The organism is Photorhabdus heterorhabditis (genome assembly GCF_001280945.1).
GTDB lineage: Bacteria > Pseudomonadota > Gammaproteobacteria > Enterobacterales > Enterobacteriaceae > Photorhabdus > Photorhabdus heterorhabditis.
In genome coordinates this window covers 1-25,405 of sequence record NZ_LJCS01000051.1, presented here as the reverse complement: position 1 = coordinate 25,405, position 25,405 = coordinate 1, and the positions used below count along the sequence as shown (strand labels likewise).

Here is a 25,405-nt window from a genome sequence, read left to right as displayed (position 1 = left end):
CTTGAGTGACATGGCGAAAAACCTGATTCTCTGGTTAGTTATCGCAGTTGTGCTGATGTCGTTATTCCAGAGTTTTGGTCCCAGCGATTCCAATAGTCGTAGGGTGGATTACTCTACCTTTATCAATGAGTTAGCCCAGGATCAGGTGCGCGAAGTTCGTATCTCAGGTCGTGAGATTAATGTTAGTAAGAAAGATAACAGTAGATATACCACTTACCTGCCAGTGCAGGATGAAAAGCTGTTAGACACCTTGCTAAATAAGAATGTAAAAGTAGTTGGTGAGCCGCCCGAAGAACCAAGCCTGCTAACCTCTATTTTTATTTCTTGGTTCCCGATGCTACTGCTTATCGGGGTCTGGATTTTCTTTATGCGTCAGATGCAAGGCGGTGGCGGTAAGGGGGCGATGTCATTTGGTAAAAGCAAAGCCCGTATGCTGACAGAAGACCAGATTAAAACCACTTTTGCTGATGTTGCTGGTTGTGATGAAGCAAAAGAAGAAGTTGGTGAACTGGTGGAATACTTACGTGAACCAGGCCGTTTCCAGAAATTGGGTGGGAAAATTCCGAAAGGTATTCTGATGGTCGGGCCACCGGGTACCGGTAAGACCTTACTGGCAAAGGCAATTGCTGGTGAGGCGAAAGTGCCATTCTTTACAATCTCTGGTTCTGACTTTGTTGAAATGTTTGTTGGTGTTGGTGCATCCCGTGTTCGTGATATGTTTGAGCAGGCGAAGAAAGCTGCACCTTGTATCATTTTTATCGATGAGATTGATGCAGTGGGTCGCCAGCGTGGTGCTGGCTTGGGTGGTGGTCATGATGAACGTGAGCAGACTTTAAACCAGATGCTGGTTGAGATGGATGGTTTTGAAGGTAACGAAGGTATTATCGTTATTGCTGCGACCAACCGTCCTGATGTCCTTGATCCAGCGTTACTGCGTCCTGGCCGTTTTGACCGTCAGGTTGTTGTTGGCCTACCAGACGTACGTGGTCGTGAGCAGATTTTAAAAGTTCATATGCGTCGTGTACCTTTGGATACTGATGTTAACGCTTCGGTTATTGCACGTGGTACTCCAGGATTTTCTGGTGCTGATTTGGCGAATCTGGTGAATGAAGCTGCTCTGTTTGCTGCCCGTGGCAACAGACGTGTGGTGTCTATGGTTGAATTCGAAAAAGCGAAAGACAAAATCATGATGGGTGCAGAACGCCGCTCCATGGTGATGACGGAAGAGCAAAAAGAATCAACTGCTTATCATGAAGCAGGCCATGCAATTATCGGTCGTCTAGTTCCTGAGCATGATCCTGTTCATAAAGTTACCATTATTCCGCGTGGCCGAGCTTTGGGCGTGACTTTCTTCCTACCGGAAGGTGACCAGATTAGTGCCAGCCGCCAGAAACTGGAAAGTCAGATTTCAACTCTGTACGGTGGTCGTCTGGCAGAAGAGATTATTTACGGTCCGGACAATGTTTCTACTGGCGCATCTAACGATATCAAAGTAGCGACGTCAATCGCCCGAAATATGGTGACGCAGTGGGGGTTCTCGGAAAGGCTTGGCCCATTGCTCTATGCGGAAGAAGAAGGTGAAGTGTTCCTTGGGCGTTCAGTTGCTAAAGCTAAACATATGTCTGATGAAACAGCTCGTTTGATTGATCAGGAAGTTAAGGCAATTATCGATAATAATTATCAACGTGCCCGCCAGATTTTGATGGATAACCTTGATATCCTGCATTCAATGAAAGATGCATTGATGAAGTATGAAACTATTGATGCACCTCAGATTGATGATTTAATGAATCGTACAAATGTGCGACCGCCAGCAGGATGGGAAAATGGTAATGGTAGCAACAATAACAGCCGTCCAGCAGATAATACATCTCCGCCACAGCCTGTAAAACCAACTGGTGATATCGATACATCGGTACAAAGTGGCGAACAGCCAGGGAAGCCGGGAAACAATGATCGGTAATTGTTCCTGAGTCTGGCAGATATACTCATCAAACCCCAGGTAAGCCCTGGGGTTTTGACATTAAAGGCAGACCAACATGCAACTCATAGCCAGAGGTAGTGTTCTCGATCTTTCTCGCCCACAAGTGATGGGTATTTTGAACGTTACTCCAGATTCATTTTCTGATGGTGGTACTTACAATACTTTTGATATGGCCTTACGACATGCGGAAGAGATGATTACTGAAGGAGCTGCGATCATTGATATCGGTGGAGAATCTACCCGTCCGGGCGCTGATGAAATCAGTGAACAGGAAGAAGTAGATCGGGTTGTACCGATTGTTGAGGCTTTAGCTCAGCGCTTTGATATCTGGATTTCTGTTGATACATCAAAAGCATTGGTTATGAGTGAATCGGCAAGAGCTGGCGCTTGTTTGATTAATGATATTCGTTCATTGCAAGAGCCTGGTGCTTTAGAAAGCGCTGCTCAATCTGGCTTACCTATTTGTTTGATGCATATGAAGGGGCAGCCACGGACTATGCAGGATGCGCCACATTATGAAAACGTATTGGGTGAAGTGAAACAATTTTTTACTAAACAAATTGAACGTTGTGTTGCGGCAGGGATAGAAAAAAATAAACTTATTCTTGATCCTGGCTTCGGTTTTGGTAAGAGCTTGACACATAATTATCAATTATTGGCGTATTTAAACGAATTTCATCAATTTGGCTTGCCTGTGCTAGCAGGAATGTCTCGTAAGTCTATGATAGGTCAGTTGCTTAATGTGCCGCCACAAGAAAGGGTTGCCGGTAGTGTGGCCTGTGCTGTTATTGCTGCTATGCAAGGAGCGCAGATTATCCGGGTACATGACGTTAGAGAAACTGTGCAGGCAATGCGAATTGTCGAAGCAACACTTTCAGCAAAGGAAGAGAAAAATTATGAGTAACCGTAAATATTTTGGTACTGATGGCATCCGTGGCAAAGTGGGTGACAGTCCGATTACGCCGGATTTTGTGTTAAAGCTCGGTTGGGCTGCAGGTAAGGTATTGGCCCGTCATGGTTCTCGTAAGATCATTATCGGTAAGGATACCCGTATTTCTGGCTATATGTTGGAGTCTTCTTTAGAAGCGGGTTTGGCAGCTGCCGGTTTATCAGCTTCATTCACAGGTCCTATGCCAACACCTGCTGTTGCTTATCTGACCCGTACTTTCCGCGCTGAAGCTGGCATTGTTATCTCTGCTTCTCATAACCCTTATTACGATAATGGTATTAAATTCTTCTCTATCGACGGCACAAAACTGCCAGATGATGTGGAAGAAGCTATTGAAGCTGAAATGGAAAAACCACTGACTTGTGTAGAATCTGCTGAATTGGGACGTGCAAACCGTATTGTCGATGCTGCAGGTCGCTATATTGAATTCTGTAAAGGCACATTTCCGAGTGAGCAAAGTCTCAATGGATTGAAAGTTGTGCTTGATTGCGCTAATGGTGCTACTTATCACATTGCTCCAAATGTACTTAGAGAATTGGGGGCTAACGTTGTGACGATTGGCTGCGAGCCAAACGGTATTAATATTAACGAAAAATGTGGCGCTACCGATGTTCGTTTGTTGCAGCAACGTGTTGTGGAGGAAAAAGCAGACGTTGGTTTGGCATTCGATGGTGACGGTGATCGCGTTATTATGGTTGACCATTTAGGGCAGAAAGTTGATGGCGACCAGATCCTTTATATTATTGCTCGTGAAGCATTGAGACTGGGACAACTGCGTGGTGGTGTTGTTGGTACGCTGATGAGTAATATGGGATTGGAATTGGCATTGAAACAGCTTGGTATCCCATTCTTGCGTACTAAAGTGGGTGACCGCTATGTATTGGAAAAACTACAGGAAGAAGGTTGGCGTTTAGGCGCTGAAAACTCTGGTCATGTTATCCTGCTTGATAAAACCACTACAGGTGATGGTATTGTTGCTGGCCTTCAGGTTCTGAGCGCAATGGTGCGCAACCATATGAGCCTGCATGATTTGTGTAGTGGTATGAAACTTTTACCGCAGGTGTTGGTGAATGTTCGTTTCTCCGGTTCACATGATCCACTTCAATCAGAAAATGTAATTAATGTCACCAGGTCTGTTGAAGCTGAATTAAATGGCTGTGGACGAGTATTGTTACGTAAGTCTGGCACTGAGCCATTGATTCGCGTCATGGTAGAAGGTGAAGATAATGAGCAGGTAACCGCTCTGGCGCATCGTATTGCTGATGCAGTGAAACATGCCGGTTAATTTGTTGTTTTTTTCTTCAAGTGATTCTGATTATTGAAATTAACCTTGCGTATCAGGTGTGGTTTGGTTAGTATTCAGACCCACTCAGTCAGGCGGTTAACCTGTTTGAGTGGGTGATGCAGTATTAAGGTAACCACCTAGATTGTGGTAAACCCCACGAGGATACAGGTACAACATATGTATGAAGCTCTTTTAATTGTTTTCTTGCTAGTTGCTATCGGGCTGGTTGCCTTGGTTATGCTACAGCAGGGTAAAGGTGCTGATATGGGTGCTTCCTTCGGTGCGGGTGCATCTGCAACACTGTTTGGTTCGTCGGGTTCAGGTAACTTCATGACCCGTATGACCGCAATTTTTGCCACTCTGTTTTTCATTATTAGTTTGGTGCTTGGTAATATGACTAGCAATCAAACTGGTACAAGCAGTAAGTGGGAAAATATTGGTGAGCCCGCTAAAGTCGAGAAATCAACAGAAATTCCGACAGCGCCAGCGCCAGCAACGCCAAATAGTGACATTCCCCAGTAATCGTCACAGAAGAGAATTAAAGGTGAGGTTGTCAGTTGGTAGATTGCCTCATGTCAGTGCCGAGGTGGTGAAATTGGTAGACACGCTACCTTGAGGTGGTAGTGCCCACACTAGGGCTTACGGGTTCAAGTCCCGTCCTCGGTACCATTATTCAGATAGCTTGCGTTTTCGCAGTTATCAGCGTAATATTTGCCACGTTTTCGAACGCGGGATGGAGCAGCATGGTAGCTCGTCGGGCTCATAACCCGAAGGTCGTCGGTTCAAATCCGGCTCCCGCAACCACTTCTTAATAAGATGCACCTTTTAAAATGAAATAATTCAGCAATATTTAAGATATTGGTCCTGATTTGAAAGGTGCGTGGAATGAGTGGTTGAAGCCGCTGGCAGCAAACAGGGTCCAGTTGCACAAAGCCCCGAATTTCGGGGTTTTTTGTTATTTGACAACAGAACTACTGGGCTAATAAGCCCTTTTTTTATGTCTTGGGGGTGGGCTTGTCCACATTAGAACAAAAATTAACAGCGATGATTTCAGCACCAGTTGAAGCTTTAGGCTTTGAATTAGTCGGCTTAGAGTTTATTCGTGCGCGTGTTTCTACACTGCGGATCTATATTGATAGTGAAAATGGTATCACTGTTGATGATTGTGCTGATGTTAGCCACCAGGTCAGTGCGGTATTGGATGTCGAAGATCCTATCTCAGTGCTTTATAACCTGGAAATTTCTTCACCTGGCTTGGAGCGCCCGTTGTTCACTGCTGAACATTACCAGCGTTTTATTGGTGAGGAAGTCAGTCTGGTTTTACGTATAGCAATGCAAAACCGTCGGAAATGGCTGGGCATTATCAAAACTGTCGACGGAGAAATGATCACGGTTACGGTGGATGGAAAAGATGAAGTGTTCGCACTGAGCAACATCCAGAAAGCGAACCTGGTACCCCACTTTTAAAGTTCGGATGAGGCAACTAGGATGAATAAAGAAATTCTGGCTGTTGTGGAAGCGGTTTCCAACGAAAAATCCCTTCCACGCGAAAAAATCTTCGAGGCGCTGGAAACAGCACTGGCCACAGCCACCAAGAAAAAATATGAACAAGATATTGATGTTCGTGTCAGTATTGATCGTAAATCTGGCGATTTTGATACTTTCCGCCGTTGGTTAGTTGTTGAAGAGGTAACTCAGCCGACTCGTGAAATTACGCTGGAAGCGGCTAGATTTGAAGAGCCTGAAATTGATTTGGGTAGTTATACCGAAGATCAAATTGAATCAGTAACATTTGATCGTATTACAACACAAACGGCTAAACAGGTTATCGTACAGAAAGTACGTGAAGCTGAACGCGCTATGGTTGTTGACCAGTTTCGTGAGCAGCAAGGTGAGATCATCACCAGTGTGGTTAAAAAAGTAAATCGTGAGAATATCACTCTTGATTTGGGCAATAATGCTGAAGCAGTTATCCTTCGCGAAGATATGTTACCAAGGGAAAATTTCCGTCCAGGTGACCGCGTGCGTGGTGTACTGTATGATGTTCGCCCTGAAGCACGAGGTGCGCAATTGTTTGTCAGCCGTTCCCGTCCGGAAATGCTGGTTGAACTGTTCCGTATCGAGGTTCCGGAAATTGGTGAGGAGCTTATCGAAATTAAAGCTGCTGCCCGTGATCCGGGTTCCCGCGCTAAGATCGCAGTAAAAACTAATGACAAGCGTATCGATCCAGTTGGTGCTTGCGTTGGTATGCGTGGCGCGCGGGTACAAGCCGTTTCCAGCGAGCTGGGCGGCGAACGAATTGATATTGTACTGTGGGATGATAACCCAGCTCAATTCGTCATTAATGCGATGGCTCCGGCTGATGTTGCATCTATTGTTGTTGATGAAGATAAGTGCACGATGGATGTTGCCGTGGAAAGCAATAACTTAGCTCAGGCTATTGGTCGTAATGGTCAAAACGTACGCCTAGCTGCGCAGTTGCTGAAAAAACACCGTGGTGATGACAAGTGGGAATTGAATGTCATGACTGCTGAGGAGCTGCAAGCAAAACATCAGGCAGAAGCTCACGCTTCTATTGATACATTCACTAAGCATCTCGATATTGATGAAGAATTCGCTACTGTTCTGGTCGAAGAAGGTTTCTCAACTCTAGAAGAATTGGCCTATGTACCAATTAATGAGCTTCTGGAAATTGAGGGCCTTAATGAGGAAACTATCGAAGTCCTGCGTGAACGTGCGAAAGCTGCTTTAACTACTCTGGAACTGGCTCAGAAAGAAAGCCTCAGTGATAAACAACCAACTGAAGAGTTGTTAAATCTGACTGGTATGAACCGCACTTTGGCATTTGACCTAGCTGCCTGTGGCATCTGTACGCTGGAAGATCTTGCCGAGCAGGGTATCGACGACCTATCTGATATTGAAGGTTTGAATGATGAGAAAGCAGGCGAGCTCATCATGGCTGCCCGCAATATCTGTTGGTTTGGCGATGATGCGTAATAAACTGTAGCAGGAAGGAACAGCATGACAGATGTAACCGTAAAATCACTGGCAGAAGAGATCCAGACTTCGGTTGATCGTCTGGTACAGCAATTTGCTGATGCAGGGATTAAAAAAACCGAAGCTGATTTTGTCTCTCAGAAAGAAAAAGAAGCTTTACTGGCACATTTGAATCGTGAGCAAGGTGGTTCAGCTGGTAAACCCGATAAACTAACATTACAGCGTAAAACACGTAGTACACTAAATGTTTCAGGCACCGATGGTAAAAGCAAACCGGTAGCCGTTGAGGTCCGCAAAAAGCGCACATATGTGAACCGCGATGCAATTGAACAGGCTAAAGCGGAAGAACAAGCGAAGCGTGAAGCGGAAGAGCAAGCACGGCGTGAAGCAGAAGAAAAAGTGCAACGCGAAGCCGAAATAGCAGCAAGGAAACTTGCTGATGATCAGGCTAAACGTGAGGCAGAAGAAAACGCCAAACGTGAAGCAGCTGAAAAAGCTAAACGCCAGGCAGCGGAAAATGAAAAAGTGACCAATCAACATACCGAACATAGACAAAAACCAGCTCAGACTGATAAAACAGCTCAAAATGAAAAATCGCGTCGCGAAGCAGAAGCTGCTGATCTTAAGCGTAAAGCAGAAGAAGAGATGCGCCGTAAGGTAGAAGAGGAAGCTAAACGTGTTGCTGAGGAAGCTCGTCGTATGGCTGAGGAGAATCAGGATAAATGGTCAAGTGATTCAGATTCCAGCGATAACGATGATTATCATGTGACTACCTCTCGCCATGCTCGTGCTGCTGAGGATGAAAACGATGCCAAAGTTGAAGGCGATCGTCGTGCTCGTAGCCGTAGTGGTAAAACTACCCGTCAGAAGAAAAATAATAAACATTCAGAATCTAAAGCAGATCGCGAGGAAGCCCGTGCAGTTGGCCGTACAAAAGGCAAGCAGCGCAAAACCAGTACATTACAACAGAGTTTCAACAAGCCTGTAGCAGCTGTTAACCGTGATGTTGTGATTGGTGAAACGATTACTGTTGCTGAGTTGGCTAACAAAATGGCTGTTAAAGGTTCTCAGGTCATCAAAGCCATGATGAAAATGGGTGCAATGGCAACTATCAACCAGGTGATTGATCAGGAAACTGCACAACTGGTTGCTGAAGAAATGGGCCATAAGGTCATCCTGCGTCGTGAGAATGAGCTGGAAGAAGCGCTGATGAGCGATCGTGATACAGGTGAAGCTGTCGCTGAACCTCGAGCACCGGTTGTGACCATCATGGGTCATGTTGACCACGGTAAAACTTCTCTTCTGGATTACATTCGTTCTACGAAGGTTGCTTCTGGTGAGGCCGGCGGGATTACCCAGCATATCGGTGCTTACCATGTTGAGACTGAAAGCGGCATGATCACTTTCTTAGATACTCCGGGGCATGCTGCATTTACTTCAATGCGTGCACGTGGTGCGAAAGCTACTGACATCGTGGTTCTGGTTGTTGCTGCTGATGATGGTGTGATGCCTCAGACTATTGAAGCTATCCAGCACGCAAAAGCCGCGAATGTTCCTGTGGTTGTTGCGGTTAACAAAATCGATAAACCAGAAGCTGATCCAGATCGTGTGAAAAGCGAGCTTTCTCAGCATGGTGTTCAACCTGAAGAGTGGGGCGGTGAAACTCAGTTTATCAATGTATCTGCTAAAGCCGGTATCGGTATTGATGAGCTGCTAGACGCAATCTTATTGCAGGCTGAAGTTCTTGAACTGAACTCTGTTCGTTCTGGTATGGCTAGCGGCGTTGTCATTGAATCATTCCTGGATAAAGGTCGTGGTCCAGTTGCAACAGTACTAGTTCAAGAAGGTACTTTAAACAAAGGCGATATCGTACTTTGTGGTTTTGAATATGGACGAGTTCGCGCAATGCGCGATGAACTGGGTCGTGAAGTATTTTCTGCGGGTCCATCTATTCCAGTGGAAATCCTTGGTTTGTCCAACGTACCTGCGGCTGGTGATGAAGCAACCGTTGTACGTGATGAGAAAAAAGCCCGTGAAGTGGCTCTGTATCGTCAGGGTAAATTCCGTGAAGTTAAGCTGGCTCGTCAACAGAAATCTAAACTGGAAAACATGTTTGCTAACATGGAAGAAGGTGAGGTTTCTGAGCTGAATATCGTTCTGAAATCTGACGTTCAGGGGTCATGTGAAGCAATTCGCGAAGCATTGGAACAACTGTCTACTAATGAAGTGAAAGTAAAAATTATTGGTTCTGGTGTAGGCGGTATTACAGAAACTGACGCAACACTGGCAGCTGCTTCTAATGCAATTATTCTAGGTTTCAACGTTCGGGCCGATGCTTCTGCGCGCCGTGTCGTTGAAAATGAAAACCTGGATCTGCGTTATTACTCTGTCATCTATAGCCTGATTGATGAAGTTAAACAGGCGATGAGTGGTATGTTGTCACCTGAATATAAACAGCAGATCATGGGCTTAGCAGAAGTTCGCGATGTGTTTAGGTCACCGAAATTCGGTGCGATAGCCGGTTGTATGGTGACTGAAGGTACTATTAAGCGTAATAACCCAATCCGCGTACTGCGTGATAACGTGGTAATCTACGAAGGTGAGCTGGAATCCCTGCGCCGCTTTAAGGATGACGTTAACGAAGTTCGTAATGGTATGGAATGTGGTATTGGTGTTAAGAACTACAATGACGTTCGTGTTGGTGACATGATAGAAGTATTTGAAATAATTGAAGTGAAACGTTCTATCGCTTAATTCCTACCGCTGGTTAATTTCATTGTTGGGGGGCTTATGCCCCCCAATGTCAGGAGATACAACAAAATGGCAAGAGAATTCAGTCGTACTCAGCGTGTTGCACAGGAAATGCAAAAAGAAATTGCCATCATTTTGCAGCGAGAAGTAAAAGATCCAAGGATCGGTATGGCAACTGTTTCTGGTGTTGAAGTTTCACGTGATTTAGCTTATGCCAAAGTTTTCGTCACTTTTCTAAATGTGCTAACTGAAGAGCATGATTCTGATGTAGTGAAAAATGGTATTAAGGCATTGAATGAAGCATCTGGTTTTATACGTTCTCTGTTGGGTAAAGCAATGCGTTTGCGTGTTGTACCGGAATTGACATTTTCCTATGACAATTCCTTGGTAGAGGGGATGAGAATGTCTAATCTGGTTACTAATGTCGTGAAGGATGATGAACAACGTCGGGCTTCTGCGGATCGCAAAGAGGAGAACTAATGGGGCGTCGTCGTCGCGGTCGTGATATACATGGTGTGCTGTTACTGGATAAGCCGCAAGATATTTCTTCTAATGATGCACTGCAAAAAGTAAAACGTATTTTTAATGCCAGCAAAGCTGGCCACACTGGTGCGTTGGACCCATTGGCAACGGGTATGCTACCGGTTTGTCTCGGTGAAGCGACTAAATTCTCCCAGTTCTTACTTGATTCCGATAAGCGTTACCGGGTAGTGGCCCGTCTTGGTCAGCGAACTGACACATCTGATTCACATGGGCAGATCATTAGTGAGAGAGCAATTCAGCTAGATCAAGCTCAGCTTGATGATGCTTTGAATAAATTCCGTGGTAATACCATGCAAATTCCCTCCATGTATTCTGCACTGAAACATCAGGGAAAACCATTGTATGAATATGCCCGTCAGGGTATTGAAGTAGAACGAGAAGCTCGGCCAATTACGGTTTATGAATTACAGTTTATCCGTTGGGAAGAGGATGAGCTGGAATTGGAGATACACTGCTCGAAAGGAACTTATATTCGTACCATTATTGATGACTTAGGCGAGTTATTAGGTTGTGGTGCTCACGTTATTTATTTACGCCGTTTGCAGGTAGCGAATTACCCAAATGATCGAATGGTGACACTTGAGCAATTATATGAATTGCAAAAGCAGGCCGAAGATCGGGAAATACCTGTGGGCGAATTAATTGATCCATTGTTATTGCCAATGGATAGTGCAGTTGCTCATTTTCCAGAAGTTAATTTACTTCCAGTCGTTGCGTCTTATTTTAAACAAGGCCAAGCAGTGCGAAGTGCCAAATCTTTGGCACTGGTTGAAAGTATGGTACGCGTAACTGAAGGTGATGAGCGGAAATTCATCGGCATTGCTGCTATTAATGATGATGGGCTTGTTGCTCCCCGTCGTTTGGTTGTTGAAAGCAGGGACTAGGGTATTTGGGGTCATCTTGCGCTTAACTTATTTGCGGCGTAGAATGGCGCAGCTATATGTTGGGCGGCTGAATTAGAGATCGGCACCCGTGATTTTAATTTATATATTTTTTTGGAGTTATAATATGTCTCTAAGTACTGAAGCAAAAGCGCAAATTATTGCGGAATTTGGTCGTGATGCGAATGACAGTGGTTCTAGTGAAGTACAGGTTGCTCTGCTGACTGCGCAGATTAATCACTTGCAGGGCCATTTCTCAGAGCATAAAAAAGATCACCACAGCCGTCGTGGTCTGCTGCGCATGGTTTCTCAGCGCCGCAAATTGCTGGACTATCTGAAGCGTAAAAATGTAACAAGTTACACTGCGCTGATTGGGCGTCTCGGCCTGCGTCGCTAATCAAGCAAGTTTCAGCGGAAAGGGGCCATATATGGCCCCTTTTCTTCTGAAAAGCCATCATTATGTAACAGTATAAGAATGCTGATGGTGGTTTTTGGTAAGGCTCTTCGGTTACAGAGGTTCGCGCGGCTAATGAGAGTTTTTAATGGAGTAAGAGCTGTCATTAGTCGCGAGGATGTGGCATGAAGAGATCATTCATTGTTGCCTGCTGAATATAAAAGGCAATGTTAACGAAAGGATATTATTTTGCTGAGTCCGATTGTTCGTAAATTTCAATATGGTCAACATACCGTTACTATCGAAACAGGTATGATGGCTCGCCAGGCCACAGCTGCTGTTATGGTAAATATGGATGACACTGCTGTATTCGTAACTGTTGTTGGTCAGAAGAAAGTAAAAGCTGGTCAGGATTTCTTTCCACTGACTGTTAACTATCAGGAGCGTACTTACGCTGCTGGCCGTATTCCAGGTAGTTTTTTCCGTCGCGAAGGCCGCCCGGGAGAAGGTGAAACGCTGGTAGCTCGTTTGATTGATCGTCCTCTGCGCCCTCTATTCCCAGAAGGTTTCCTGAACGAGGTTCAGATTGTAGCAACTGTTGTTTCTGTTAATCCACAAGTTAATCCTGATATTGTTGCAATGATTGGTGCTTCTGCTGCACTAGCACTTTCTGGTATTCCATTCAATGGTCCAATTGGCGCTGCTCGTGTTGGTTATATCAATGATCAATATATACTGAACCCAACTAGTGATGAGCTGAAAAATAGCCGTTTGGATCTCGTGGTTTCAGGTACTGCTGGCGCTGTACTGATGGTTGAATCTGAAGCGGATCTGTTAACTGAAGAGCAAATGCTGGGCGCGGTGGTGTTTGGTCATGATCAACAACAGGTGGTTATTGATAACATTAATGCATTGGTTGCGGAAGCGGGCAAAGAAAAATGGGATTGGACACCAGAACCTGTTAACCAAGAATTACATGATCGGGTCGCCGCATTGGCAGAAAGCCGTCTGGGTGATGCTTATCGTATCACTGAGAAACAAGAGCGTTATGCTCAAGTTGATGCTATCAAAGATGAAGTTTCAGCAGTATTGTTGGAACAGGATGAAACTCTGGATGAAGCCGAAATCCATGAGATTTTGGGTAGCTTAGAGAAAAATGTTGTTCGCAGTCGTGTTTTACGTGGTGAACCACGTATTGATGGTCGTGAAAAGGATATGATTCGTGCGTTGGACGTACGTACTGGTGTTCTGCCTCGTACCCACGGTTCTGCACTGTTTACTCGTGGTGAAACTCAGGCTTTGGTTACTGCGACTTTGGGTACAGAACGTGATGCACAAATCATTGATGAGCTGATGGGTGAACGCACAGATCGCTTCCTGCTGCACTATAACTTCCCTCCATACTCTGTTGGTGAGACGGGTATGATTGGTTCGCCAAAACGTCGTGAAATTGGTCACGGCCGTCTGGCTAAACGTGGTGTATTGGCAGTCATGCCGAAAGCTAATGAATTCCCATATACTGTTCGTGTAGTTTCTGAAATTACTGAATCAAACGGCTCATCTTCAATGGCATCTGTTTGTGGTGCATCTCTTGCACTGATGGACGCAGGTGTACCGATTAAAGCTGCTGTTGCTGGTATTGCAATGGGGCTGGTGAAAGAAGGGGATAACTTTGTTGTTCTGTCTGACATTCTGGGTGATGAAGATCATTTGGGAGACATGGACTTTAAAGTAGCAGGTAGCCGTGAAGGTGTTAGTGCTCTGCAAATGGATATCAAAATTGAAGGTATCACTCGCGAAATTATGCAAGTTGCTCTGAATCAAGCAAAAGGTGCACGTTTGCATATCCTGAGTGTAATGGAGCAGGCAATTCATTGCCCACGTAATGATATTTCTGAATTTGCACCACGCATTCACACTATCAAGATTAATCCTGACAAGATCAAAGATGTTATCGGTAAAGGAGGCTCAGTTATCCGTGCGCTGACTGAAGAAACCGGTACTACTATTGAAATCGAAGATGATGGAACAGTGAAGATTGCTGCAACTGATGGCGAAAAAGCAAAACATGCAATCAGTCGTATTGAAGAAATTACTGCGGAGATTGAAGTTGGGCGTGTTTACGCTGGTAAAGTAACCCGTATCGTTGATTTCGGCGCATTTGTTGCTATCGGTGGTGGTAAAGAAGGTCTGGTACATATTTCTCAGATTGCGGATAAACGTGTTGAGAAAGTGGCTGATTATTTGCAGCTAGGTCAGGAAGTATCAGTTAAAGTACTAGAAGTTGATCGCCAGGGCCGTGTTCGTTTGAGCATTAAAGAAGCAACAGCGGGTACAACTGTTGAGGAAGCATCACAGGTACCACAATCAGCAGAATAAATTTGATGTCATAAACGGTGTCTTGTAAAAAAGCGCCGTTTAATAGACTCGAGGGCAGGAGGCCCAATAAATGCAAGATGGGTGATAGGTCATTCTTATCAATGTCTGACTTTCGGGAGTAGGAAATGAATTTTTTTCTGCGCTGGTGTTATGCTGTAGCAATACTTATTTTAACAGGATGCAGCAGCAAGGATTGGCGTAAAAACGAAGTTTTTGCTATTCCGTTACAACCTTCATTGCAGCAGGAAGTTATTCTGGCTCGTATGGAACAGATTCTCGCGAGTCGGTCATTGACAGAAGATGAGTACGCACAGCTTTTATATGAGAGAGGTGTGCTGTATGATAGTCTCGGGCTGAGGGCTTTGGCACGGAATGATTTTTCTATTGCCTTATCTATTCGCCCTAATATTCCAGAGATTTTTAATTATCTGGGGATTTACTTTACGCAGGCTGGCAATTTTGATGCCGCCTATGAAGCGTTTGATTCTGTATTAGAGCTTGATCCAACTTACAATTACGCGCGTCTGAACCGCGGCATCGCGTTGTATTACGGTGGCCGGTATAAGTTAGCGCAGGATGATCTGCAGGCGTTTTATCAAGACGATCCAAATGATCCTTTTCGTTCGTTGTGGTTGTACCTAGTGGAAAAAGAATTTTATCCTAAAGGAGCGATGGTAAATTTGTCGCAACACTACGAAAAAGCGAACCGGGGGCAATGGGGCTGGAATATAGTTGAATTCTACTTAGGTAAAATCAGTGAATATACATTGATGGATCGCTTAAAAGAGAATGCAACGGATAACACTTCGCTCGCTGAGCATCTCAGTGAAACTGACTTCTATTTAGGTAAACATTACCTAAGTCTGGGGGACAAGGATAGCGCATCTGCGTTATTCAAGCTGACGGTAGCTAATAATGCACATAATTTTGTTGAGCACCGCTATGCATTGTTGGAGTTGGCGCTGTTAGGCCAGGAACAAGACGACCTATCAGAATCGGACCAGCAATAGCTGACGAACATTTTTCGAGATCGATTAACAAAGTCCATCATCTTGACCGATGAGGGCTTATTTGTTCGTTTAATTACATACTTTGAGCCAGTTCACATTTTAAATGAAAATGACCGAAATTCTTTTCGATGCGTTATGTAGACTGGCCGCCATAACTAATGAGGCACCATTACATGACCACTGAGACTGAAATCTCTTTTGCTGATCTGGGTTTATCAGCACCTATTCTTTCTGCACTGGAAGATCTTGGCTATGAAAAGCCATCTCCAATTCAGCAACAATGTATTCCTCACTTATTAAACGGTCGTGATGTGCTGGGTATGGCACAGACTGGTAGTGGTAAAACGGCAGCATTTAGCTTGCCCTTATTGCATAACATTAATGCTGAGCTGAAAGCTCCGCAGATCCTTGTGCTGGCACCGACCCGTGAACTGGCGGTACAGGTAGCTGAAGCATGCGCAGATTTTTCTAAACATATGCGTAATGTGAATGTTGTTGCACTATATGGTGGACAACGTTATGACGTTCAATTACGCGCTTTGCGTCAGGGACCACAAATTGTTGTGGGTACACCAGGTCGTCTTTTGGACCATCTGAAGCGTGGTACTTTAGATCTGTCTAACCTGAGCGGCTTGGTTTTGGATGAAGCTGACGAAATGCTGCGCATGGGCTTTATCGAAGATGTTGAAAACATCATGAGTCAAATTCCGGCTGAGCACCAAACTGCGTTGTTCTCTGCAACTATGCCAGAAGCTATCCGCCGTATTACTCGCCGTTTTATGAATGATCCGCAGGAAGTGCGTATTCAGGCTAGCGTAACTACTCGTCCTGATATCAGCCAGAGTTACTGGTCTGTTTACGGTATGCGTAAAAATGAAGCACTGGTGCGTTTCCTTGAGGCTGAAGATTTTGATGCTGCGATTATTTTCGTGCGTACCAAAAACGCAACTCTGGAAGTGGCAGAAGCACTGGAGCGTAATGGTTACAACAGCGCAGCCTTGAACGGCGACATGAACCAGGCTCTGCGTGAACAGACTCTGGAACGCTTGAAAGATGGGCGTTTGGATATTTTGATTGCAACTGATGTTGCTGCGCGTGGCTTGGATGTAGAACGTATCAGCTTGGTTGTTAACTATGATATTCCAATGGATGCAGAATCTTATGTTCACCGTATTGGTCGTACTGGTCGTGCGGGGCGTGCTGGTCGTGCGTTGTTGTTTGTAGAAAACCGTGAACGCCGCTTGTTACGTAACGTTGAACGTACAATGAAGTTGACTATTCCAGAAGTTGAATTGCCAAATGCTGAGTTGTTGAGTCAGCGTCGTTTGGAGAAATTTGCAGCTAATGTACAGCAGCAATTGGAAAGTAGCGATCTGGACCAGTACCGTATTCTATTGTCTAAATTGCAACCGGCGGAAGATCTGGATATAGAAACGCTGGCGGCAGCATTATTGAAAATGGCACAGGGTGAACGTCCGTTGATTCTGCCACCAGATCCGGTTCGTCGTCCTCGCCGTGAATTCAACGAACGTGATGATCGTCGTCGTAATAGCTTTGATGATCGTGGCGAACGTGGCGGTGATCGTCCTCGTCGTGAACGCCGTGATGTTGGTGAAATGGAGTTGTACCGTATTGAAGTGGGCCGTGATGATGGTGTTGAAGTTCGCCATATCGTTGGTGCGATTGCTAATGAGGGTGATATCAGTAGCCGTTATATTGGTAATATCAAACTGTTTGCAACTCACTCTACTATTGAGCTACCAAAAGGTATGCCTGGCGACTTGCTGTCTCACTTTACCCGTACCCGCATTCTAAATAAGCCAATGAATATGCAGTTATTGGGTGATGCACAGCCATTTGAACGCCGGGAGCGTCGTGGTGGTGGTCGTAATAACGGTAATGGTAACGGTAACGGCCCTCGCCGTGATCGTGAAAACTTTGGTGGTGGTCGTCGCTTCAGTGGCGAGCGCCGCAGTGGTGAAGGTCGCGGTGGTGAAGGCCAAAGCCGTAGTAGTTTCCGTGGCCGTAGTGATGACCATGGTCCATCTGCTGCTCCACGCCGCCGTTATAGCAATAGTAACGCGCAGTAATTGACTGATATTTAAGTGATAAAACGGCTCCTTTTTACAGGAGCCGTTTTTGATCTATGGAATAGATCAATTGCTTAGTACCTTAACTGGATTGCTTACGCTGCGTGTGCGCCACAGTTTCAGCCATTGCATAATAGAAGAAACCAGAATTACGGCGCCAAGGATAACCATCACAATGGAAATAGTACCGTTGAAGATGTTGAAACCTTTTGCGGCGGAGTTGAAGTAAACATGTTTCACCATCCAGTAAGCAGCGTAGTTCACGGTAACGTACAGGTAAGCAAGTGGTATCAGGCAAGTCAGCATATACCAGCGTTTTTCAGACAGGCGCAGAATAATTGTTGCGCCAATCATCAAACCGATAGACGCCATTAGCTGATTGGATACACCGAATAGCGCCCAGACTGAGTTGATATCGCCGGAATTCAATAGGTAGCCCCACAGTAAACAGGCGACAATACTGCAACCAATGGAACCTGGTAACCAGTCGATGCGTTTCAGAGGTGCCCAGATATCACCTAGGAAATCTTGTAGCAGGTAACGGGCAACACGTGTACCAGAGTCAACAGCTGTCAGGATAAATACCGCTTCGAACATGACAACGAACTGGAAGAAGTAGGACGTTAACTGGTTGAACCAAGGAATACGAGTGAATATATCAGCCATACCCACTGCCAGCGTTACTGCACCACCCGTACGGCCATTCAGATCGAGGCCGATTTCCTGACTCAGTGCGGGTAGGTGGACAACATCCATACCTAATGTGGCAAAGACTTCTGGAGAGGCATTAATCGCGAAGTAGTCAGCAGGATACAGGGAAGTGGCAGCGATCAGTGCCATTACACCAACGACACATTCTGCTAGCATTGCACCGAAGCCAACTGGCAGGATATCACTCCATTTATCGATCTGTTTGGGCGTTGTACCAGAGCCGATAAATGCGTGGAAACCAGAAATTGCACCACAAGCGATAGTGATAGAGATAAACGGCCATACCGGACCTGCCAGTACAGGGCCATTGCCATGAATAAATTCAGTGACTGCTGGGAATTGTATCTCTGGGTTAATAAAGATCACACCTATAACCAACGCACCGAATACACCGATTTTCATAAAGCTGGAAAGATAGCCTCGTGGAGTCAGTAGCATCCATACTGGCAGAGCAGTTGCAAAGAATGCGTAGATTGGTAATGCCATGCTGACGGTTGATGTACGCAGACTTAACCATTCACCGAAAGCGGATGTCTGAATGTAAGGACCGGCGATCACGCATACCATAATGGTGATAATACCTACCCAGGTTGCACCCCGCATATTACCGGTAAAGCGTTCCCAAAGACCGACACCAATCGCTACCGGAATGGTCATAAGTACTGCAAATGTACCCCAGGGATTACGTTCTAGAGCGTGAACTACCACCATGCAAAGACCTGACATAGTGATAGTGATAATGAACAACATTGCAAGACCGGTACACCAGCCAGCGATCGGGCCAAGCTCTGCTTTGGTAACTTCTGACAGAGATTTGCCGCTATGTTTCATTGAAGCGAACAGAATAACGGTATCATGTACCGCACCGCCAATGACACAGCCGATTAATAGCCATAACATGCTGGGCAGATAACCGTACTGAGCTGCTAATACGGGGCCGACCAACGGACCTGCCGCCGCAATTGCAGCGAAGTGGCTGCCGAAATTGACCCATTTCTTTGTGGGTACATAATTTTTGCCATCTTCCAGTAAATGCGAAGGTGTAACTTCACTGTCATCAGCTTTCAGTACTTTTTTAACGAAAAATACACCGTACAAGCGGTAGCAGATAACCAAGATACACAACGTCGCAATAATAAATGTGAGAGCGTGTTGCATTTCTTTTCTCCTGAGTGAGATCGATAAGTTTTTACGCCTATCTTGTCACAGGTAAAGAAAGCTAATAGGGGTGTGAGTGTGTGAGTGGTTATATGGCGAGTTAAGTGGTTAGATTTAGCAGGTAAGTGGTCGGCAAAAATTCACTAACCTGCTAAAAATGTGATGAATATCACGCATTACTTCAACCCTAACGCTTCTTTGAGCGGTTTCAAATAGCGGCGACTAACAGGAATAGTTTTACCATTACGTAACACCAGTTCAGCTTGTCCATTATCACCAAATAGGATTTCACGCAGATGGGACATATTGACCAAATATTGACGATGATTTCTCATCAGTGGAGTACGGGTCTCCAGTGTGCGAAGAGTCAGTTCAGTAAATCCTTCTTGTCCGCTGGTACACATAACATAGACTCCGCTTGGGCGGGAGGTGACATAAAGTATTTCATCCAGTTGAACAAGCCAGATTCTGCTGTGTCCTGTGCATGGAATATATTTCAAAGGCTCTTCGGCTTTTAGTACTGAAATATCCTGTTTCTGATACCCTTGGCGTAATCGTTGTAAGGTTTTGGTCAGCCGGTTTTTTTCCAGTGGTTTTAACAAATAATCGAATGCGTGCTCTTCAAACGCCTGTATTGCGTATTCATCAAATGCCGTCAGGAAAACAATATTGGGACGATGTTCTGGATCGAGCATCCCAACCATTTCTAATCCGGTAATACGTGGCATCTGGATATCCAAAAACACAACATCTGGCTTTAGACGATGGATGGCACCAATAGCTTCAATGGCGTTGGGGCATTCGCCAATAATTTGGATATCTTGCTCTTCTTCTAGCAAACAACGCAGATTCTCTCGCGCTAGCGGTTCGTCATCAACAATTAATATATTCATATTCACACAGTTTGATCAGCCTCTGTATTCTAGTGGTAAGCATAAAATTACGCGGGTAGATTGTTCTGGCTGGCAATCTATTTGCACTCCATAATTTTCACCATAGCGAAGTCGCAGCCGTTTATCTACCAAACTCATGCCTAATCCATCCCCTATGGAAGCGGGTTTATAAAGACCCGCATTATCTTCCACTTCCAGTATCAGCAATTGATCCTGCTGATGAGCACGAATAGTAATTCTGCCGGTTTCCAGCAATTGTGATGTGCCGTGTTTGATGGCATTTTCTACTATCGGCTGGAGAGAAAAAGCCGGTAGTTTGGCGTGAAGTAGAGCATCCGGCAGTTCAATATGTATTTGCAGATGATCACGAAATCGAGCTTTCTCAATTTGTAAGTAAGCATTCACATGTTCTATTTCATCAGTCAGGCTGACAATTTTTTCTGATCGTTTCAAATTCTTACGGAAGAAGGTTGAGAGATATTGAACTAACTGACCGGCTTGATGACTGTCTCGGCGGATCACGGCTTGCAGTGTATTTAGGGCATTGAATAAAAAGTGAGGGTTCACTTGCGCGTGAAGCAACTTAATTTCTGATTGGAGAAGTGATTGTTTATTCCGTTCATATTGTCCGGCGAGGATTTGGGCAGATAGCAGGCTGGCAATACCTTCTCCTAGAGTCCGGTTGATTGAGCTGAACAGACGATTTTTAGCTTCGTAAAGTTTAATCGTTCCGATCACTTGTTGATTTTCTCCCCGTAGTGGAATGACCAAGGTAGAGCCTAGTTTGCAGGTTGGGTTGATTGAACAGCGGTAAGGTATTTCATTGCCGTCGGCATAAACTACTTCGTTATTTTCAATTGCCCGACGGGATAGCGCTGAGGCAATAGGTGTTCCGGGAAGATGGTGATCTGAACCGATACCAATAAATGCCAGCAGTTTTTCCCTATCTGTAATGGCAACTGCGCTAATTTCCAATTGCTGATAAATAACTTTTGCTACTCGCATACTGTTATTTTCATTAAATCCTTTCCGCAGAATACCTTCAGTATAGACAGCAATTTTCAGTGCCTGAGCAGAAAATGCACTGGTATACTTTTCAAATATAGCGCGCCGGTCGAGCAGAATACGTATGAACATTGCTGAGCCGATACTATTGGTGACCATCATTGGGGCGGCGATATTTTTGACTAACGCTAATGCTTCACTGTATGGACGGGCAAGTAAGAGTAAAATTCCCATTTGTATCATTTCAGCACAAAACGTTACGACAGCGGCGGTCCAGGGATTAATCAGCCGATTTATTTGACCACGCCTTATTAGGTAACTGTGAATGACCCCACCGATCAAACCTTCAACAATTGTTGATATCATACAGCTGAAAGCAGTCATCCCACCAAGAGAATAACGGTGTAGCCCACCTGTTAACCCAACCAGCGCGCCAACGCCTGGCCCGCCTAACAGTCCGCCAAGGACAGCACCAATAGCACGGGTATTGGCGATTGAATCACCTACGTGTAGACCAAAGTAAGTTCCCATAATGCAGAAAATGGAAAAAATGACGTAGCATAATAACTTGTGAGGTAAGCGCACCGTGACTTGTAAGAGTGGAATAAATAGCGGTGTTTTGCTTAGCAGCCAGGCAATGACTAAATAGACACACATCTGCTGTAGTAATAACAACACGAGGTTAAATTCGTACATAGGCTTTCTGGGAAGATTGTTAGTGCTACCAGTTTACAGAAATCGTTAATGATATTATTAACAATTTGGTTTAAGTAGAGCAATATTTGACAAGAATCATAAACCACTACACTATTATAAGGACTTATTCTTTCTGCCAGTAATTATACGCACAAATATATAAGAAATTTTCTATAGAATAATGTGAAGATGCTATTAGTTTCAGATTGAGCAATTTTGGGTGTGTAAGACATAATGAAAAAAAGAACACTTTTTACGATCTTACTGGTTATTCTGCTCACAGCAATGGCTGTGTTATTTCGTTCTCATAACCAATATTTGTTGTTGCAAGGTGAAGTTGATGCGCCGGAAGTGATTGTGGCATCCAAAGCCAAGGGCCGGGTGATCGAACGTCATGTCGAGCGGGGAGATGATGTTAAAACCGGTCAGCTCCTGATCACACTTGAAAGCCCTGAGTTACTGGCTCAAGTCGCTTCATTGGCAGCTGTCCGTGATCAGGCTAAGGCCCAGTTAGAGCAATCTTTGCATGGTACGCGTGAAGAAAGTATTCGAAATTTGGAGGCGGTTTTAGCGCAAGCTCAGGCTGAATATGATAATGCGATACGTGAATATAACCGTATCCAGAACATAGCATCTAAAGGCTACGTTTCACCAAATGAACTGGATAACGCCCGCAGAAGCAGGGATGTTGCCTATCAAAAAATGCAGGGAGCAAAAGCCGCGTTAGATGAAGGTGTGCATGGTGACAGGATTGAGCTACGCCAGAAATATGCGGCGGCTCTGCGTCAGGCTGAACAGCAACTCATTGAGTTACAAACCCAGAAGGATGATTTACAGGTTAAAGCGCCAGTCGAGGGTGAAGTTGGGCCGATTCCGGCAGAAGTGGGTGAATTATTTAATGCCAACAGCCCGCTGGTGACGTTAGTCCGTGTACCAGAAGCTTATTTTGTTTATAACCTGCGGGAAGATATTCTGGCAAAAGTACATAAAGGGGATAAATTCAAACTTCGTGTTCCGGCGTTGGGGGATAAAGAGATTGAAGCAGAAGTTCGTTATATCTCCTCGATGGGAGATTATGCGACCAAACGAGCAACTCGTGCGACTGGTGATTTCGATTTAAGAACTTTTGAAGTTCGCTTGTATCCCGTACAGCCTATTGAAGGTTTGCGTCCTGGCATGAGTGCCTTGTGGCGTTGGGATGAATAGGTGATTGATGCGAAGCAAAGTTGCATGGCGTAGTTTCGAACGCGCTTTTAGTCAAGAGATTCGGGCTACGATCCGTAGTCCGGTTTTTCACTGGCTAAGCTGGCTATTCCCTTTGATGCTATTTGTGCTGATCAGCGCTAATTTCTCAGAAGGGACGTTGCTCAATTTGCCTGTATCGGTGGTAGATAATGATCATAGTCCATTGTCACGTAGTTTGATCCGTAACCTAGATGCCGCTTCTCATGCGCAGATTAAATCCTACGATGGTGGATTGCATGAATCTCTTGAACGGCTTGGCAACGCTAAGGATTACTCTCTGCTTTATATCCCGAATGATTTTGAGGCTGATGCTCTCCGGGGGTACCAGCCAACAGTTCGTATGTATTACAACGCATTGTTTTATGGTGCCGGAAGTTATTCTATTCAGGATTTCAGTGGAGTAATGGCGGAGATTAATGCGAAATACCGTTCCGTACTGGCAGCGGAGATGGGGCGCCAGTTACCTCCGTTAGCCAATGTCACACTCGCTTATGACAGTCTTTTCAATGCCAGTGGTAGTTACATTTATTATCAGCAGTTTGCGGCTACTATCCATTTGTTACAGCTTTTTGTTGTGACTTGTACGATTTACAGTATGGCCCGTAGCAGTACGCTGATGACAATGAAACCGTTTACCTTCGCCTTGTTGGGAAAACTGGCGCCTTATACCCTGTTTTTTACTCTGTTGTTAATTGTAGAACTGGCGGCGCTGATTGGAGTATTTGATGCAAAAGTGAATGGTAATCCAATATATATGGTGATAGTAGGTTTCTTCTATGTGATTGCCGCTCAAAGTATTGGTCTGTTGCTATTTACTTTCACCAATAGCGCATTGACAGCTTATAGCCTGATTGGGGTGCTGGTAAGTATCGCGATGACCTTTTCAGGTATGTCAGTACCCGAATTATCAATGATATTGCCGGCGAGGATAATTGCCAATCTTGAGCCTTTGACCCACGCCTTGAATGCAATGTTTGATATTTTTCTGCGTGAGGTTTCTTTACTGGGTATTTTATCTGTTTGTGCTTCGTTACTGATTTATCCGCTCGTTTGTTCCCTGCTAGTGCGTAACCGGTTATTGAAACGGCTTAGACTGCCACAAGGTGGTGAATGATGCGGATGTATTGGCAGACTTTTCGCCGGGTGTTAATGGGAATGCTGGAAAAACCTATGTGGATGTTGATGCTGGCTTCCCTGTGTCTGATGAGTTTGGTGTATGTTCGGCCAACAGTATGGGATCTACCCGTTGCCGTGATCGATCAGGATCACAGCTTCGCCAGTCGTGCTCTGATACGTCAGCTTAATTCCACGGCTAAAATTGCTGCCTACAGCTATGACAATCTGGCGGATGCCCGTCGCGATCTGCTATTACGTGAAATTTTTGCGATCATCATCATACCGGCGGATCTGGAGAAAAATATCCTTACTGGAAAAAATATCACCTTCCCGATTTATGGAGATGCAACAAGCCGTCTTGCCAATGGACAAATTCAACAAGAGTTGACCTCAGCCCACCGGCAATTGCTGAGTGAATATAACAGCAAATTACTACTGAAATATGGTTTCAGTCCTGAACAGGTAAAGCTATTACTGATGCCAATTCGTAGTGAAACTGTTGGGTTGTTCAACCCAGGTGTTAGCTTTGCTGCAATTACCTTTCCTGGTTTGTTGGTGATGTTGTTGCAACACTCCTTGCTGATATCTTGTGTGCGGGTCAGTATTACGATGCGCAGTACGCCGAAAGGTAAACCACCATTACCCGTCTATTTAGGGGCATTATCGGCGCTATTACCCATCTGGCTTTTTCTCTCCATCATATTTTTTGTTCTTTGGCCGTGGGTATTGGGATACCGTCAGGAAGCGTCTATTCCTCTGTTATTAATGCTGACTTTCCTGTTTATGTTGTCGGTGTTTGGATTGGGGAAACTGGTGACAGAATGTATGCGCAGCGTAGAAATGATCTATTTAACGCTCTCTCTTCTTACAACGCCGGTATTCTATATTTCCGGCACCATTTGGCCGGTACAGGCAATGCCTGATTGGGTAAGGGCAATCTCTTTTGCTTTACCGTCTACTTGGGCGACAAAAGCGATTGCAGGTGTTAACCAAATGGGGCTGCCATTACAGAATGTATTGGGAGATATTGCCATGATGCTGATCCTTGGCGTGGTTTATACGTTGCTGGGGATTCTGATCGGGAGGGTGCGTAATGGTGGATTCAGGAGAATAACTTATTATTTGCGCAGGATGTTTAAGCGATGGTTTATGCTTCCTTTGTAATCTGATTCAATTCCATTGAAATATGGGTTAGCGAAAAACGCCGTAAACCCTTGCCCAGTGCGAGGGTGTCGCAAAAGTTATCCCTTATCAGTTAATATCTTGGTTCCCATTCCAAATTCAGAACTTCTATTATGACCACATTCCTACGACAACT

General features: G+C 44.9%; 20 protein-coding genes and 2 tRNA genes. 19 read left to right on the top strand and 3 right to left on the bottom strand.

Features of this window, described 5'->3' with window-relative positions; genetic code table 11:
• The first annotated feature begins 1 nt into the window (after nt 1).
• The 16 genes from ftsH to AM629_RS15685 all read left to right on the top strand — a co-directional run bounded on the left by ftsH (nt 2) and on the right by AM629_RS15685 (nt 17,263).
• Nucleotides 2-1,963 (top strand): ATP-dependent zinc metalloprotease FtsH, encoded by a 1,962-nt coding sequence (gene ftsH, locus AM629_RS15755; RefSeq protein WP_054480218.1) that lies wholly within the window; start codon nt 2-4, stop codon nt 1,961-1,963.
• Between the two features lie 76 nt (nt 1,964-2,039).
• Entirely contained in the window at nt 2,040-2,888 is an 849-nt protein-coding gene (gene folP / locus AM629_RS15750) for a dihydropteroate synthase (protein ID WP_054480217.1), read from the top strand.
• The gene (gene glmM / locus AM629_RS15745) at nt 2,881-4,218 is read left to right on the top strand and encodes a phosphoglucosamine mutase (RefSeq protein WP_054480216.1); all 1,338 of its coding nucleotides are present in this window, start codon (nt 2,881-2,883) and stop codon (nt 4,216-4,218) included. Before folP ends, glmM begins: the two co-directional genes overlap by 8 nt.
• A gap of 177 nt (nt 4,219-4,395) precedes the next feature.
• Nucleotides 4,396-4,740 carry a preprotein translocase subunit SecG gene (secG, locus tag AM629_RS15740; protein ID WP_054480215.1) on the top strand — a complete coding sequence of 115 codons (345 nt, stop codon included), beginning with the start codon at nt 4,396-4,398 and terminating at the stop codon, nt 4,738-4,740.
• Nucleotides 4,741-4,798: 58 nt separating this feature from the next.
• Nucleotides 4,799-4,887: transfer RNA gene (locus tag AM629_RS15735), tRNA-Leu, on the top strand.
• Between the two features lie 58 nt (nt 4,888-4,945).
• Nucleotides 4,946-5,022 (top strand) — tRNA-Met (locus tag AM629_RS15730).
• Nucleotides 5,023-5,232: 210 nt separating this feature from the next.
• On the top strand, nt 5,233-5,685 hold the full coding sequence (gene rimP / locus AM629_RS15725) for a ribosome maturation factor RimP (RefSeq protein WP_023043415.1): 453 nt from the start codon (nt 5,233-5,235) through the stop codon (nt 5,683-5,685).
• A 21-nt stretch (nt 5,686-5,706) separates the two neighbouring features.
• Complete coding sequence (gene nusA, locus AM629_RS15720) at nt 5,707-7,215, top strand: transcription termination factor NusA (protein ID WP_054480214.1); 1,509 nt, start codon at nt 5,707-5,709, stop codon at nt 7,213-7,215.
• Between the two features lie 24 nt (nt 7,216-7,239).
• Nucleotides 7,240-9,969 carry a translation initiation factor IF-2 gene (gene infB / locus AM629_RS15715; protein WP_054480213.1) on the top strand — a complete coding sequence of 910 codons (2,730 nt, stop codon included), beginning with the start codon at nt 7,240-7,242 and terminating at the stop codon, nt 9,967-9,969.
• 66 nt (nt 9,970-10,035) lie between these two features.
• Entirely contained in the window at nt 10,036-10,446 is a 411-nt protein-coding gene (gene rbfA, locus AM629_RS15710; RefSeq protein ID WP_054480212.1) for a 30S ribosome-binding factor RbfA, read from the top strand.
• On the top strand, nt 10,446-11,393 hold the full coding sequence (truB, locus tag AM629_RS15705) for a tRNA pseudouridine(55) synthase TruB (protein WP_054480211.1): 948 nt from the start codon (nt 10,446-10,448) through the stop codon (nt 11,391-11,393). Before rbfA ends, truB begins: the two co-directional genes overlap by 1 nt.
• 124 nt (nt 11,394-11,517) lie before the next feature.
• Nucleotides 11,518-11,787 carry a 30S ribosomal protein S15 gene (gene rpsO / locus AM629_RS15700; RefSeq protein WP_021323310.1) on the top strand — a complete coding sequence of 90 codons (270 nt, stop codon included), beginning with the start codon at nt 11,518-11,520 and terminating at the stop codon, nt 11,785-11,787.
• Nucleotides 11,788-12,033: 246 nt separating this feature from the next.
• Nucleotides 12,034-14,163, top strand: a complete 2,130-nt coding sequence (pnp, locus tag AM629_RS15695) for a polyribonucleotide nucleotidyltransferase (protein WP_054480210.1) — start codon at nt 12,034-12,036, stop codon at nt 14,161-14,163.
• 125 nt (nt 14,164-14,288) lie between these two features.
• Nucleotides 14,289-15,173 carry a lipoprotein NlpI gene (gene nlpI / locus AM629_RS15690; RefSeq protein WP_054480209.1) on the top strand — a complete coding sequence of 295 codons (885 nt, stop codon included), beginning with the start codon at nt 14,289-14,291 and terminating at the stop codon, nt 15,171-15,173.
• Between the two features lie 103 nt (nt 15,174-15,276).
• Complete coding sequence (yrbN, locus tag AM629_RS25295; protein ID WP_110882688.1) at nt 15,277-15,357, top strand: protein YrbN; 81 nt, start codon at nt 15,277-15,279, stop codon at nt 15,355-15,357.
• A complete protein-coding gene (locus tag AM629_RS15685) occupies nt 15,347-17,263 on the top strand; it encodes a DEAD/DEAH family ATP-dependent RNA helicase (RefSeq protein ID WP_054480208.1) in 1,917 nt (638 codons plus the stop codon). Before yrbN ends, AM629_RS15685 begins: the two co-directional genes overlap by 11 nt.
• A 66-nt stretch (nt 17,264-17,329) precedes the next feature.
• Here the strand turns inward: AM629_RS15685 and AM629_RS15680 are convergent, their stop codons facing one another.
• The 3 genes from AM629_RS15680 to AM629_RS15670 form a co-directional block, all read right to left on the bottom strand.
• Nucleotides 17,330-19,132, bottom strand: a complete 1,803-nt coding sequence (locus AM629_RS15680; protein WP_054480207.1) for a carbon starvation CstA family protein — start codon at nt 19,130-19,132, stop codon at nt 17,330-17,332.
• Between the two features lie 176 nt (nt 19,133-19,308).
• Nucleotides 19,309-20,025, bottom strand: a complete 717-nt coding sequence (gene btsR, locus AM629_RS15675; RefSeq protein ID WP_054480206.1) for a two-component system response regulator BtsR — start codon at nt 20,023-20,025, stop codon at nt 19,309-19,311.
• Between the two features lie 15 nt (nt 20,026-20,040).
• Nucleotides 20,041-21,726, bottom strand: a complete 1,686-nt coding sequence (locus AM629_RS15670) for a sensor histidine kinase (protein ID WP_054480205.1) — start codon at nt 21,724-21,726, stop codon at nt 20,041-20,043.
• A gap of 234 nt (nt 21,727-21,960) precedes the next feature.
• Between AM629_RS15670 and AM629_RS15665 the strand changes: the two genes are divergently transcribed.
• Genes AM629_RS15665 through AM629_RS15655 form a run of 3 tightly spaced genes read left to right on the top strand, consistent with a single transcriptional unit; the run spans nt 21,961 to nt 25,251 of the window.
• Nucleotides 21,961-22,932, top strand: coding sequence for an HlyD family secretion protein (locus AM629_RS15665; RefSeq protein ID WP_054480204.1), 972 nt, complete (start codon nt 21,961-21,963; stop codon nt 22,930-22,932).
• A gap of 7 nt (nt 22,933-22,939) precedes the next feature.
• On the top strand, nt 22,940-24,085 hold the full coding sequence (locus tag AM629_RS15660; protein ID WP_054480203.1) for an ABC transporter permease: 1,146 nt from the start codon (nt 22,940-22,942) through the stop codon (nt 24,083-24,085).
• Complete coding sequence (locus AM629_RS15655; protein WP_188093385.1) at nt 24,085-25,251, top strand: ABC transporter permease; 1,167 nt, start codon at nt 24,085-24,087, stop codon at nt 25,249-25,251. Before AM629_RS15660 ends, AM629_RS15655 begins: the two co-directional genes overlap by 1 nt.
• Nucleotides 25,252-25,405 lie beyond the last annotated feature (154 nt).

Excerpts from the sequence above, each read along its gene's own strand:
- folP (WP_054480217.1), top strand. The coding sequence starts at position 2,040 with ATGCAACTCATAGCCAGAGGTAGTGTTCTCGATCTTTCTCGCCCACAA.
- glmM (WP_054480216.1), top strand. The coding sequence starts at position 2,881 with ATGAGTAACCGTAAATATTTTGGTACTGATGGCATCCGTGGCAAAGTG.
- secG (WP_054480215.1), top strand. The coding sequence starts at position 4,396 with ATGTATGAAGCTCTTTTAATTGTTTTCTTGCTAGTTGCTATCGGGCTG.
- nusA (WP_054480214.1), top strand. The coding sequence starts at position 5,707 with ATGAATAAAGAAATTCTGGCTGTTGTGGAAGCGGTTTCCAACGAAAAA.
- infB (WP_054480213.1), top strand. The coding sequence starts at position 7,240 with ATGACAGATGTAACCGTAAAATCACTGGCAGAAGAGATCCAGACTTCG.
- rbfA (WP_054480212.1), top strand. The coding sequence starts at position 10,036 with ATGGCAAGAGAATTCAGTCGTACTCAGCGTGTTGCACAGGAAATGCAA.
- truB (WP_054480211.1), top strand. The coding sequence starts at position 10,446 with ATGGGGCGTCGTCGTCGCGGTCGTGATATACATGGTGTGCTGTTACTG.
- rpsO (WP_021323310.1), top strand. The coding sequence starts at position 11,518 with ATGTCTCTAAGTACTGAAGCAAAAGCGCAAATTATTGCGGAATTTGGT.
- nlpI (WP_054480209.1), top strand. The coding sequence starts at position 14,289 with ATGAATTTTTTTCTGCGCTGGTGTTATGCTGTAGCAATACTTATTTTA.
- yrbN (WP_110882688.1), top strand. The coding sequence starts at position 15,277 with ATGAAAATGACCGAAATTCTTTTCGATGCGTTATGTAGACTGGCCGCC.
- AM629_RS15685 (WP_054480208.1), top strand. The coding sequence starts at position 15,347 with ATGACCACTGAGACTGAAATCTCTTTTGCTGATCTGGGTTTATCAGCA.
- AM629_RS15680 (WP_054480207.1), bottom strand. The coding sequence starts at position 19,132 with ATGCAACACGCTCTCACATTTATTATTGCGACGTTGTGTATCTTGGTT.
- btsR (WP_054480206.1), bottom strand. The coding sequence starts at position 20,025 with ATGAATATATTAATTGTTGATGACGAACCGCTAGCGCGAGAGAATCTG.
- AM629_RS15670 (WP_054480205.1), bottom strand. The coding sequence starts at position 21,726 with ATGTACGAATTTAACCTCGTGTTGTTATTACTACAGCAGATGTGTGTC.
- AM629_RS15665 (WP_054480204.1), top strand. The coding sequence starts at position 21,961 with ATGAAAAAAAGAACACTTTTTACGATCTTACTGGTTATTCTGCTCACA.
- AM629_RS15660 (WP_054480203.1), top strand. The coding sequence starts at position 22,940 with ATGCGAAGCAAAGTTGCATGGCGTAGTTTCGAACGCGCTTTTAGTCAA.
- AM629_RS15655 (WP_188093385.1), top strand. The coding sequence starts at position 24,085 with ATGCGGATGTATTGGCAGACTTTTCGCCGGGTGTTAATGGGAATGCTG.